This window comes from Chryseobacterium vaccae (assembly GCF_009602705.1).
In the GTDB taxonomy this organism is placed as follows: domain Bacteria; phylum Bacteroidota; class Bacteroidia; order Flavobacteriales; family Weeksellaceae; genus Chryseobacterium; species Chryseobacterium vaccae.
Map to the genome: position 1 here is coordinate 843,067 of NZ_VSWH01000001.1, position 12,996 is coordinate 856,062.

Annotated in this window: 12 protein-coding genes; 2 read left to right on the forward strand and 10 right to left on the reverse strand. The window is 36.3% G+C overall.

Features of this window, described 5'->3' with window-relative positions; genetic code table 11:
* Positions 1-7: 7 nt before the first annotated feature.
* Both FW768_RS03845 and FW768_RS03850 read right to left on the reverse strand, forming a co-directional pair.
* On the reverse strand, positions 8-448 hold the full coding sequence (locus tag FW768_RS03845) for a GPW/gp25 family protein (RefSeq protein ID WP_153392613.1): 441 nt from the start codon (positions 446-448) through the stop codon (positions 8-10).
* 255 nt (positions 449-703) lie between these two features.
* Entirely contained in the window at positions 704-2,128 is a 1,425-nt protein-coding gene (locus tag FW768_RS03850; RefSeq protein WP_153392616.1) for an APC family permease, read from the reverse strand.
* Between the two features lie 143 nt (positions 2,129-2,271).
* On the opposite strand from FW768_RS03850, the gene FW768_RS03855 reads away from it, so the two are divergent.
* Positions 2,272-2,781 (forward strand): DUF4920 domain-containing protein, encoded by a 510-nt coding sequence (locus FW768_RS03855; RefSeq protein WP_153392619.1) that lies wholly within the window; start codon positions 2,272-2,274, stop codon positions 2,779-2,781.
* 337 nt (positions 2,782-3,118) lie between these two features.
* Here the strand turns inward: FW768_RS03855 and FW768_RS03860 are convergent, their stop codons facing one another.
* Positions 3,119-4,228 carry a M14 family zinc carboxypeptidase gene (locus FW768_RS03860; protein WP_153392622.1) on the reverse strand — a complete coding sequence of 370 codons (1,110 nt, stop codon included), beginning with the start codon at positions 4,226-4,228 and terminating at the stop codon, positions 3,119-3,121.
* Between the two features lie 840 nt (positions 4,229-5,068).
* On the opposite strand from FW768_RS03860, the gene FW768_RS03865 reads away from it, so the two are divergent.
* Entirely contained in the window at positions 5,069-5,605 is a 537-nt protein-coding gene (locus FW768_RS03865) for a helix-turn-helix transcriptional regulator (RefSeq protein WP_153392625.1), read from the forward strand.
* A gap of 433 nt (positions 5,606-6,038) precedes the next feature.
* Here the strand turns inward: FW768_RS03865 and FW768_RS03870 are convergent, their stop codons facing one another.
* The 7 genes from FW768_RS03870 to FW768_RS03900 form a co-directional block, all read right to left on the reverse strand.
* Positions 6,039-7,205 carry a proline dehydrogenase family protein gene (locus FW768_RS03870; RefSeq protein ID WP_153392627.1) on the reverse strand — a complete coding sequence of 389 codons (1,167 nt, stop codon included), beginning with the start codon at positions 7,203-7,205 and terminating at the stop codon, positions 6,039-6,041.
* A gap of 65 nt (positions 7,206-7,270) precedes the next feature.
* Entirely contained in the window at positions 7,271-8,200 is a 930-nt protein-coding gene (locus FW768_RS03875) for a UbiA family prenyltransferase (RefSeq protein WP_153392630.1), read from the reverse strand.
* Positions 8,201-8,210: 10 nt separating this feature from the next.
* Positions 8,211-9,137, reverse strand: coding sequence for a mevalonate kinase family protein (locus FW768_RS03880; protein WP_153392633.1), 927 nt, complete (start codon positions 9,135-9,137; stop codon positions 8,211-8,213).
* 162 nt (positions 9,138-9,299) lie between these two features.
* Positions 9,300-10,790, reverse strand: coding sequence for an MFS transporter (locus FW768_RS03885; RefSeq protein WP_153392636.1), 1,491 nt, complete (start codon positions 10,788-10,790; stop codon positions 9,300-9,302).
* A 105-nt stretch (positions 10,791-10,895) separates the two neighbouring features.
* The gene (locus FW768_RS03890; protein WP_153392639.1) at positions 10,896-12,074 is read right to left on the reverse strand and encodes an acetyl-CoA C-acyltransferase; all 1,179 of its coding nucleotides are present in this window, start codon (positions 12,072-12,074) and stop codon (positions 10,896-10,898) included.
* Between the two features lie 60 nt (positions 12,075-12,134).
* Positions 12,135-12,545 carry a hypothetical protein gene (locus FW768_RS03895; RefSeq protein WP_153392641.1) on the reverse strand — a complete coding sequence of 137 codons (411 nt, stop codon included), beginning with the start codon at positions 12,543-12,545 and terminating at the stop codon, positions 12,135-12,137.
* Positions 12,542-12,946 (reverse strand): hypothetical protein, encoded by a 405-nt coding sequence (locus FW768_RS03900; protein WP_153392644.1) that lies wholly within the window; start codon positions 12,944-12,946, stop codon positions 12,542-12,544. The genes FW768_RS03895 and FW768_RS03900 overlap by 4 nt, the downstream gene beginning before the upstream one ends.
* Between the last annotated feature and the right edge of the window lie 50 nt (positions 12,947-12,996).

Genomic DNA, 12,996 nt, shown 5'->3' on the forward strand with positions numbered 1-12,996 from the left:
AAAAGATTTAGTCAATAGACATCGGGCTTAAGAATAGTTCTGTGGAAAAGCTGAAGCGCTCTCCTGTTTCCTCCATTTTGGCATTAATGGCAATTCTTACTTTCTTTTTGATTTCTGTATGTTCTTTGGTATCGTAGCTATGTTCTACAATCTGGATATGGGCATCAATCTGAGGCTGCACAATCCGTGGTTCATATTCCAGGATCTGTCTTCTGAGACTTTTAACAAAGACGTTCTCCCAAACGGCGCTGGTAACTCCATTATCGAATTCCAGGTTCCAAACGTCGTTTCCATAATTTTCATCATATCGGTTTTCGCCTTTTTTTGTGGTGATCAGCAGCATGATATTGTGGGCAATGCTTTCCCCCATATCGCATGTATCAATGCTTCCGCCCTCCGTCATTAATGTAGACGGGACAAAAGGCATTCTGTAATTTGGTGTATCCATAATCAGCTTCTTAATTTTTTTACTCCATGGTCTGGTTTACGTAAAACGAAATACCAAAATACACATTTTCACTAAATAATTGTTACAAGATTTTAAAAATATTATTCGAATTCATGGTTGGAAGCAGGAAGACGGGGACCTAAAGTTGCTGTTGGACTGTTATTTCTTATTATTATAGCAAAATTTATATTTTAGGGACAAAAAAGGCTCTTCAACGAATTGAAAAACCTTAGATTACTGTAGATATTATTTATATTATTCCTGTTGGCTCTCTGTCTTATTTTTCCGGTTGATAAAATAGTATACCGGAAGTCCTAGCAGAACCATGATAAATCCTGGCCAGGTATACTGCTGTTTATAGATCAATAGAAGTACACAAAATCCTGTTCCTATCAGCAGATAGATAACGGGAGTTACCGGATATAACCATGTTTTGTAAGGTCGTTCCAGATCCGGTTTTTTGAATCTCAAATAAATTACCCCGAAAACAGTAATCATATAGAATAAAACGATTACAAAAGAAATCATATCCAACAGGTTGCCGTATTGTCCGCTAAGACATAGTAAGGAAGCCCAAACTCCCTGCATCCATAAAGCATTGGCAGGTACCTCATTTTTATTATTTTCAACTGCTGATTTAAAGAACATTCCGTCTTTTGCCATCGTCTGGAAAACACGTGCTCCAGCCAGAATCAGTCCATTATTACACCCAAAAGTAGAAACCATGACCAGCAAAGCAATAATAATAGTTCCTGCGCTTCCGAAAATATTCTGAGATGCTGCCACCGCTACTCTATCATTGGCTGCAAAAGCAATACTTTCCCTGTCCAAAGCGTTCAGATATACAAAATTAACGGCCAGATAAAGGATCATTACAGCTGAAGTTCCGTAAATCATTGCTTTTACTACATTTTTCTTAGGGTTTTCAATTTCTCCGGAAACAAATGTTACACTTTCCCAGGCTACAGAACTGAAAACGGAACCTACCATGGCTGCTGCAATTCCGCCCAGAAGGGTCATTCCGCTAATCGATTCCCAGCCTTCTTTAAGAAAATTACCACTAAGATCTTTTTTAAGATTGTTAAATGATTCCATCCCCAAACTGAAATTTTCGGATAAATGAGAAATATTCACCAGAATAAATCCAGCTGCAATCAGTCCGGCCAAGGCAATGATTTTCGATCCTGTAAATACATTCTGGAGCAATTTTCCACTTTCCACTCCTCTTGTATTGATATAAGTAAGAAGAAGAATAACCGCTATCGCCAGAATCTGTATCCAGGTAATTTTAAATTCTCCACTCTGAAAAATGGGTGCTGCATCATTTAATGAAGGAACGAGATAGGCTGTAAATTTACCAAAAGCCATGGCTACTGCTGCAATCGTCCCGGTCTGAATCACTGTAAAAAGTCCCCATCCGTAAAGAAATCCCATCTTTCGGCCAAAAATTTCTTTAAGATAAGTGTACTGTCCCCCGGCTTTAGGAAACAGAGCCGACAGTTCGCCATAGCTGATTGCTGCTGCTACCGTCATAATTCCTGTAATAATCCATACGACAATCAACCAGAACCCGGAGCCTAAATTCCGCATCATATCTGCGCTTACAATAAAGATTCCGCTTCCGATCATAGACCCCATCACAAGCATAATGGCGTCCCAAAGTTTCAGTTTTTTCTGCATAGTCAAGTATAGGCGTCAAATATAAACAAATATGCTATTGATTTTGAAATTTGTTTATAAATTCCCGAATGACCTGTTTTTTATCAACTTTTTATCCTTATTATATTCAATTTTAATTAGTACTTTTGAAAAAAATATTAAAAATGAAATTCAAAGTTATATTATTGGCTGCTGCTGTAAGTGTATCTACTTTAGCTTTTGCACAGGAGACAAAAAAATTTGGTCCACCTGCAGGAAATGCTGTTGTTGGTGATGCTTACGGAGCAGGAGTTGCTTCTTCTTCTGAATCTAAGGCAATATCTGTAGAAAAATTAAGCAAAAAGCTTAAAAAAGATAATAAGAAAGTAGAAAACGTAGCCATTAAAGGTAAAGTAACTGATGTATGTGAGAAAAAAGGATGTTGGCTTACCATCCAGACTGAGGATGATTCTCAGTTTTTCGTAAAAATGAAGGATTATGCTTTCTTTGTTCCTACTGCTTTAAAAGGAAAGAATGTTGTGCTTGAAGGTAATGCAGAAAGAAAAGTAACTTCTATAGATGAGCAGAAACACTATGCAGAAGATGCTAAAAAACCACAGGCTGAAATTGATGCGATCACTAAACCTAAGGAAGAGATCAGATTTGTAGCCAACGGAATCAAAGTGGTTAACTAGTTCTCTTTGAAATATATAAAATAACGTCCTCAAGCTTTTTGAGGACGTTTTATTTTATGTCTTAGATACATGAATGATTTTTATTTGCTGATGGCGCAGAGTTTTTTTAAATTTACTTTTGTTGGATTTGCGCAAAGACGCTATTTTTCCATCAGCTTTATGGGCATAAGGCGCAATGATTTTATCACTGATAAAATTTCATACTGGAAAAGACTGCTGAAAATCTTTGATTTTCTTGCGTCTTAAAAGTGGCATACTTTGTCAAAAACCTTGCAACATTGCGTTTTCCAACATCATCTTTCAGACAAAAAAAGAGAAAGTCAACTTTTCTGATTATTTAATCTTCAATCGTAAATTCCACGGGTGCATCCAGCTTCGGGTATTTGGTGTCTGCTATAAATTTTTTTCCTGTACAGTCTATTTCCAACCAGCCTTTTCTTTTTTTCACATCTCCTACTTCCATAACGAAAGGTACAAAGGAAATTTCATCTTTACCATCTTCAATAACCTCTCTATACTGAACCGCAACATCTAAGATACACTCATGTTCGGTATCCAGTTTTACATTTCTGTAGATGATATCATAATGGGTTTCCTTATTCTCCGGAATTTCGAGATAGTTCTCCCATCCTTCGATATCTGAATTTAGGTCGCTTATCGCTTTTAAGGCATAATACAAGGCTATTGTATAATATTTTCTTGTTCCTTTTCTTGTATAGTCATCTATGAAATGTCCTCCTTCAAATAAAATAGTCGGCATTCCGGCTTTGATAAAATTATCTCCCGTGGAAGTCGGATAGAATTCATCTGAGTATCTGCCAATCTGGTCAGGGATCATTTCCTTTAAGTGTTCATATACTTTACCAATGACAGCCATACACTTTTTTCTGTTGTCTGTTACGGTACGCTCTACATTTTCTGAAGGTGCCAGAAATGAAAGTGTTGCCGGATGAATTCCGTCTGTAGTAAATATGGTACGCTGTTCATGGAGATTTAATGCATAATCATATTTTTTTCCGGCGACGGCAGCTTTCAGATATTTGATCTCTTTACTCGCTTCATTATGAAAATCTCTGTTCAGGTCAACATCTGATGCATTAAGTCTTGTCCATCTTTCTGAACCGTCCGGATTAAGCATAAAAATAAAATCGAGGCTGATCTTACTGAACAGCTCATCCTTCATTTCCGGAGCCTTATCTAAAGTTTCCCATAAGTCGAGTATGGCATGAGTAGCATTGGATTCATTTCCGTGCATCTGTGACCAGGCAAGAACATTAATATTTCCGGAACCGATGCTTAAACGGTAAATAGGTTTCTCTAAATATGACCTTCCAATCTCATGAATGTAATTGCTGAGATTAGTCTGTAGGTAAGAAAATAATTTTTCGGGGGAAATATAGCGGTTTGGGAAATCAGGATTCGGAATATAGATTTGTTCAAAGTTCATTATGAAGTAGTTTACAAGAGTCAAATTTAAGCATTTTTGACTAAAAAATAAAATTAACATAAGTAAACCAGCTAAACATTGTAAACTGTCATTTTGTCTGTGGATAAAATTGTGGATTGCGAATAATTCAAAACGCATATTACATTTTATTTATTTTCAGCTAGTTACAAATTTTATTTCAACTATATTAGTAATATAACTTTAAGTGTTTAATTAAGAATTTTTCGGGAAAAGCGTATAGTTTTATTAAACAGTACTAATGTGGATAACTCTAGAAGTTACTAATATATACAAATGTAAATTTGTTATTTTGTTAGAATTTTAGCAAAATAGAGGTTTAAAAAGACAACATCCTGTACAAAATACTCCTCTATGGTATTTACAATTGAAAATAAGTTGATAATTAGATTAAAATACAAATAAAGTATTGATAATTAGATTATTACGTTTTAATTTACTTTTGTATAACGTTAAAAATATTGATATTTAACGATAAAAGCTGTTATAAATCAATTGATCTTTAACTATGTAATCTAGTTAAATATATTACTGATAATTAGCTACTTATATTGTTTACAAACTTAAATTACCTATATCAGAAAGAATTTCTAGCAAAATAATACTAAGGTCAGATGATTAATGATTCAGAATAGCATAAAAAAGAAAATTTACTTTAGTTAATTGTATTTTATCTTCTAAAATGTAAATATATCATTGGTATTTAGCATATTACACTTATTTACATTTGTATATTCAAAATAATCACTCCCATTTACTTTTGTAATTTGCATTTGTAACTTTATTTATTTACATTTGTAAAATAATTAAAGACTTGTTTTTATGAGTTTGAACGAAAGAATTTCCAAAGTGATAGAGTATTCTGCTTTTACTCCTTCTGAATTTGCTGATGAGATTGACGTACAGCGTTCTTCTATTTCGCATATTACCTCGGGAAGAAATAAACCCTCTCTGGAATTTATCATCAAGATAAAATCCCGTTTCCCGGAAATCCTTTGGGATTGGCTGATTACGGGTGAAGGAGAAATGTTGAAATCTGAACTTCCGGAAACCATAGAAATTCAGACAGAAAAATTGGATGACCAGCCAAAGCCCACTCCGCTTCCGGATCTGTTCACCATGATGAGCGATGATGAAGATCCGGAACTTACAGAGGTTGCTTCTGAATCTCCAAAACTCAGCCCGCGAGAATCGTCTGTACCTGCCCAAAGTACGGTCCAGGAAAATTTAACCGATTCTCGGCGATTAGAAAATTCTAATGAACAGATAATAGCGCAAGCTACTGGAAATCAAAGCAATAAGATAAAACGTATTGTCCTGTTTTATGAAAATGGAAAATTCGAAAGTTTTGAGCCATAAAAAACCTGACTAAAGAAAATAGCCAGGTAAAAAATATTTGAAGAAGAAAACTAAAGCTATTGCTTTATTTAGTTTTTAATGGATAGGGATCTGCTTTTCCTTTTTAGCAGATAACGGATTGGATTCATAAGTTTGCTTTCATCCTATTTCTATTTAAAACTTATTATATAACCTGGTCACTTTATAGTAAAACCTGTTATGTATTAAATACTTTTATGATATTATCAAATATAGCAAAACACAATTAAATTAGCAATAATTTTTAAATAAATTTAAAAATTAATTAATATATAAAGGAACAATATAGATAATTGTTAATTTCGGAAAAATAAAAATCGCTGTCAGAGTGACAATAAAAACGGTTTTTCACCAATAAATGCATAAAAAAGACCTGCAGAAAACTGCAGGTCGCTTTATATTTTGGATAAGAATCTTATTTCTTTCTTCTTTCCAGTTCCTTTTTAATAAGTCCTAGTTCTCTTCCGGTCTGTCCGGCCACAGAAGTATTCTCCTGAGCTCTTCTCGTAAGATATGGAACTACATCCTTCACAGGCCCGTATGGAAGATATTTAGCCACATTATAGCCTTTATCCGACAGGTAGAAGGTAATATTATCACTCATTCCGTAAAGCTGTCCGAAATAAACATGAGGGTTTCCGTTTTCGAGAGACTTGGCTTTCATTTTATCCATTACGAGTTCTGATGAAACCTCATTATGCGTTCCAAAGAATGCTGAAACCTTATCCAGATGATTCATTACAAAATCAATTCCGGCATTATAGTTTTTATCGGAAGCTTCCTTGTTCGGCTGGATAGGATCTGCGTATCCTTTCTCTGCTGCTCTTGCTCTTTCTTTCTCCATATAAGCTCCGCGAACAATCTTATACCCGATAAAATAATTCTTTTCTCTTGCTCTCTGAAGGTGCTGTTCCATGTACTCAAGTCTTCCCGTTCTGTACATTTGGATGGTATTCCAAACGATAGGTTTTTCCTGGTTGTATTTCTCCATCATTTCTTCACACAAATAGTCAGCCGCCTCCTGCATCCAGGTTTCTTCGGCGTCTACCATTACTTTTTTATCATTTTCGTGGCACAGGCTGCATACTTCATCAAATCTTTTTACCACTCTTTCCCATTCTTCTTTCTGGCTGGATGTCAGCTCTGCATTTTTGCCAACCGCCTCATACAGATCAATTCTTCCGAATGCTGTAGGTTTAAACACAATAAAAGGAATAGCCGGATTTCCCACTGAAAATCTTACGATATCCTTGATCTCTTTACATACGGCATCAAAGGTTTCTTCATCTTCTTTTCCTTCAATGGAATAGTCAAAAATACTACCTACTCCCCTTTTGAAAAGCTGTTTTACCACCTTCATACTTTCTTCGCGGGTTTCGCCTCCGCAGAACTGCTCAAACAATGTGTTTTTAACAATTCCGGTAACGAAAGGAAAATTATGATGTACGGTAAAATTAAGGACAGAGGTTCCAAGGCTTGTAAGAGCAGGCTGTTCAATCATTTTAAACATCCAGTACGCCTTTTTCAGTTGTGCATCAGACTTGTCTGCAAATGCAACTTTAGTATCATTAAAAATGGGCATTCCTTTTTATTAAATTTAGTTCTGCAAAGGTAATGAATACCTCAGTTTATTTAAAGAAATTTTTTCTATAATTTGCTTTCAATTCCATTCAAAAGCATTGCAATAATTCCTACAAAAACCCAGAATCTTAAAATATTGAGGGTGAGAAAAATTCTTCTTCGTGAGAAGTTCAGAAGGAGGTAAATACACAGAATCATGATGAAAAGTCCTCCTGCAAAATAGTACGCCATAAATCCGGATATTCCGGTTTTAATAATGATTTTCATGGATACTGCCATTGTTACAAGCAGCAGAGAGATAATGATAATCCTTGTATTTCTATTTTTAAAATAGTTCGGGATGGTGGTATAACCAAAGGTCCTATCAACACTTTTAGTCAACATATCTTTTACAATATCAATACATAAAAGAATCAGGAAAAGGAAAACAGCCATCAGCAGTACTTTCCATGAAAAGGTCTCGTAATAGACCATCATTCCGAAGAAAGGATATAAGGTAAGGCTAACGAAAGTAAGGTTATTAAGAATCAGAATCCTGCTCAGTTTATGACTGTAAAACCACATAAAAAACTGGTATACAAGAAAGAAAACAAAAACCCTGTGTGAAATCATCCACGCTACGCCCAAAGAAATGGCACTTAATGTGAGATAAGCATACAGGAAATATTTCTGCTTGATGAAACTCTGTATTCTGGTCCGGAATGGCTTTGCAATATGATCTTTTCCCAGATCATAGAACTGGTTGATAATTCCTCCTGCAAGAATGGTAAGAACGGTACAAAAGATGATCCCGTGAACTTTGAAATCGAAGACAAATTTTCTGAAGGTTTCATCCTGATTAAACAGAAAAAAAGTCGAAACATATAGGGCAAAAGTCAGAAGAACAGCTACGAAGAACCGCGCTCCGAGAAGAAAGCCCACCAGTTGTGAGAATCTGTAAAATATAGATTTAGAGACATCGTTTTTAGATTGGAAAGTTTCTTTTTCAGAATTCATTCCAGTGTGTTTAAAATCTGTAGATCACTTCTTTCTGGAAGCCGTCAAGCATTTTTTCTGCCTTTTCATAATCTTTGGTAAAGCCCAGAATATACCCTCCGCCTCCGCTTCCGCAAAGCTTAAGATAATAGGCATTGGAATCCAGTCCTTTTTTCCAGATCTTAAAGATACTTTCAGGAATCATTGGACGGAAGTGTTCATACGCCCAATGGGACAGTTTTTTCAGGTTTCTGAAGAATGGGTTCATATCTTTTTTCAGGAAAGCGTCAATACAAGCGTTGTTGTAACGGATAAACTCTTCTTTCAGTGTTTTACGGAAACCTTCTGTTTTCATTTTTTCAAAGAAGATCTGGATCATTGGACCTGTTTCTCCGGTGATTCCGCTGTCGATAAGGAAAATTGCTCCTTTTCCGGCTTCTCCTTCCGGGATATTTACCCTGTCTAAATTTTCTTTGTTCTCAATAAGAATCGGCAGGTTCATGTAACAGATCAAAGGATCCATTCCTGAACTTTTGCCATGGAAATAGCTTTCCATTTCTCCAAAAACGGTTTTTAATTTTTTCAGATTGTCTTTTGAAATATGTTCAGAATCTAGTTTACTGATTGAATATTTTTCAAAAATAGCCGCTACCAGAGCTCCGGAGCTTCCTACTCCGTATCCCTGAGGAATATTGGAATCAAAGAAGAGCCCTTCTGCAATATCACTTTTAAAGCGATTGATATCTAATTCAAAATCATCAGAAAGATCAAGCGTTGTAAGGAAATCAGCATATTTCTGCAGATGTCTGTTGGAATTAAGTTCAAATTCAGAACCGAGATCTGAGAATTTCAAAGTTCCTTTATAGAAGCTGTAAGGTACTACAAGCCCTTGGGAATCTTCAATCATTCCATATTCTCCAAACAGGATTATTTTTGCATAAAATAGAGGGTTGGTCATTTTGACAATAAATCTTTTGACAAAGTTAAAAATTATTCCGCTGAATATAATCAAAATTCACGCCGAATTCCATATTTAATGTAAAAAGCAGACTTTTTTATCGAATCTCAACCGGATGACCCATAAAAAAGCTGTTTCAAAAGTGAAACAGCTCTGTATATTTTACAAGGTATCTCTGTCTTTCCGCATCTGAACTTTCAGGAACCGGATCAATATTAATCCGGTTGCGAAGAACAGTGTCATGGAAAGCGCTGCAATACGCATATTGTTGAAATGCTCAATGAGTGTTGCAAATATAAAGGTTCCGATGATGATGGCAATTTTTTCCAATACATCATAGAAACTGAAAAATGTTGTATTTTCCATAGAATCTTCAGGAAGCAATTTGGAATAAGTAGACCTGGACATCGCCTGAAGACCTCCCATTACAAGTCCGACAACTGCTGCCACACCATAAAACTGGTATTCCACTGTAGGATTTTCTTTATTTAGGAAAAACGCCCAAAGACAGGCAACAATCCATAGTATAATGGCTATAGAGATTACATTTCTGTTTCCGATTCTTTTTGATAATCTTGAGAAGATTACCGCTCCGATAATGGCTTCGATCTGGATAACCAGAAGCGTGGCTATCAATTTATCCTGAGCCAGATTGATTTCACTTTTTCCGAACAGGGTAGCCATCAGGAAAATAGTCTGCATTCCTACACTGTAAAAGAAGAAACTGGAAAGGAAAAATTTCAGGTTTCTGTCTTTAAACAACTCTCCTCCTACTTTGAATAATTCATGGAAACTTTCTTTAGCAATGTCTTTATAAAAGCTTAGATTATCTTTCAGAACTTCAAAGAATCCGCCCTGCTCTTCATGCTTTTTAAAAATATTTTTATAGTTTAAAAGTACCAGATCTTTTGGAAGTTTATCTTTAACATCTCCAAACTGAGGAAGGTGCTTGAAGGTATACTGTGAGAACCCGAACCACCATGCTCCTGTCAACAAGAAGCTGATTCTTGTGAACAACAGCTGCTGGGCCGCTCCTTTGGCAAATACCTGAATCAATACTAAACAGATCACCACCAATACTACCGATCCGATATATCCATAGACATATCCTTTAGCCGAAAGGGCATCCTGCTTATCCCGGGTTGCAATATCCGGCAAGAAGGAGTTATAAAATACAAGACTTCCCCAAAACCCGACACTTGCCGTAATACTGAAAAGAAGCCCCAGAAATACATTATGCATCCCTGTAAACATAGCAAGCCCCATACATGAAGTTGCTCCCAGATAACAAAAGAACTGAAGGAATGATTTTTTATTGCCTATGGTATCTGCCAATGATGATAAAAATGGAGACAGCAGTACCACAATAAAGAAAGAGATGGTGAGTGAATATCCATATACCGCATCAGGCTGGTATTCTTCTCCGAAGATTTTAATCATATGCCTCACCGGGACATCAATCCAGGATTTGGTTTCTTCTACATATTCTTTTTTCTCATACGCTGTGGTAAGAATGGAATAGTAAATAGGAAAAATGGTGGAGGTGATTACCAGCGAATATACGGAATTCGCCCAGTCATATACCGCCCAAGCCTTCATAATCCTTGGATTATTTTTTATATTTTGAGGCTGTTGATTCTCAATTTCAGACATTTCAAATAAATATTAGTAGCACAAAAATAAAAAAACCATTAAGAAATGGATAAGATTTAAAAAAAATTATCGATTCCTTAATGGCAAATACTCTCAAAGAGAATATTATATGTTTTCAATAACGATCGCTGAAGCACCACCGCCACCATTACAAATGGCTGCAGCACCATATTTTGCGTTATTTTGCTTCAATACATTAATCAGGGTAACAATGATTCTTGACCCTGAACTTCCCAGCGGGTGCCCAAGGGCTACCGCTCCTCCGTTAACGTTTACTTTGGAAGCATCCAGCTTTAAGATTTGGTTATTAGCCAATCCCACTACAGAGAAAGCTTCGTTAAATTCGAAGAAGTCGATGTCTGAAATCTCAAGACCTGCTTTTTTAAGAGCAATCGGAAGTGCTTTTGCCGGAGCAGTCGTGAAGTTTTCAGGCTCCTGGGCTGCATCAGCATAAGAAACAATCTTCGCTAAAGGTTTCAGTCCTAATTCTTCCATTTTTTCTTTAGATACAAGGATCAGGGCAGAAGCACCGTCATTCAGTGTGGATGCATTAGCTGCAGTTACTGTACCGTTTTCTTTTTTGAATACAGTAGGAAGTGTTGTAATTCTATCGAAATTTACAGCTTTGTATTCTTCATCTTCAGCGAAAATAACAGGTTCTCCTTTTCTTTGTGGAATTTCAACAGGAACAACCTCATCATTGAATTTTCCTTCGCTCCATGCTTTTGCTGCTTTCTTATATGATTCAATAGCAAAGTTATCCTGATCTTCTCTTGAAATGCTGTAATCTGTTGCACATTTTTCTGCACATACTCCCATATGCACTTTGTTGTACACATCGGTAAGACCGTCCAATACCATTCCATCCTGCATTTTGATATCGCCTAATTTGGTAGCAATTCTTGCATTATAGTAATGAGGCACTGAAGACATATTTTCCATACCTCCGGCAACGATTACTTCAGCATCACCGGCTTTAATCGCCTGTGCAGCCATAGTTACCGCTTTCATTCCTGAAGCACATACTTTATTTACCGTAGTAGACGGAGTTTCAATAGATAATCCCGCTCCAAGGGCAACCTGACGTGCCGGCGCCTGGCCTTCTCCTGCCTGAAGCACATTCCCCATATAAATTTCCTGAACATTTTTAGGATCAAGACCAATTTTATCTAATGCTCCTTTTACTGCTGCAGATCCCAGTTTGGTAGCCGGAACTGTTGAAAGGCTTCCCATAAAGCTCCCCATAGGAGTTCTTACTGCGGAAACGATGAATACTTCTTTCATGTGTATTATATTTTACTTTTTTTAATGAATGAAGCCTTCCGGCTTCGTATAATATCTGTTCTATTTTACTTTTACGTAGGTAAGTTCAAACTGATTGTTGTCAATCTTTGTCTGAACTTTCAGGAAATTATCCTGAGTTTCCATAATTTTAACGCTGAAAACATCTCCTATCTGTACAGGATCGTTTTTATCTGATTTTTCAATGACAATTGCCTTATAGTTACAGTCGTCCACAAAAACCAGTGTTGATTTTATAAAATCTTTTCCGTTATTGAAATACTCGGTCTGAACATTATCTTTCACGGTCATATACCAGATGCCTTCCGGATAATTCTCACGTAGGAATTTACCTTCTTTCAGACTTTTACATTTAGCTGGTTTATCCGGTTTGCTGAAATCTGTGCTCTGAGCTTCGGCTTTTGAAAATGCTAACATCAGTATTCCAGCGCAAAATACTTTTATTAATTTCATATCTGTACTCTGTTGTTTACTTTTTTACTACTCCTAGCCAAAATCATCATGAATGCACCCAGAAACTCTACAGCCCAGCCCCATTTAAGCTTTACAACCCCTGCGAAAGTTTCCCGCCAGGATTTAAAAGGCAAAAAGCTGAAATACTCCAGCGACTGCATTTTGACAGCTACCAGGGTAAATGCAAACAAAATGATCAGCAATACTCCAAAAAATCTTACGATTTTCGCACTGTTATTAACAATACCAAAAACGGCACATGCAGCAAAGATCCAGCACGCAATGGCCAAATAGTGGTCCAGTTTCCAATAGTTCCAATTTCCAATGATGGGAACATGAACAAGGGGCAGAAAGCTGCCTACAACCACTAATAACAATCCTAATAACTGAATATTTCTCATATTTACTAAAGTGCCAAAATACAAAAAAAAACACACTTAAAAAAAGCGTG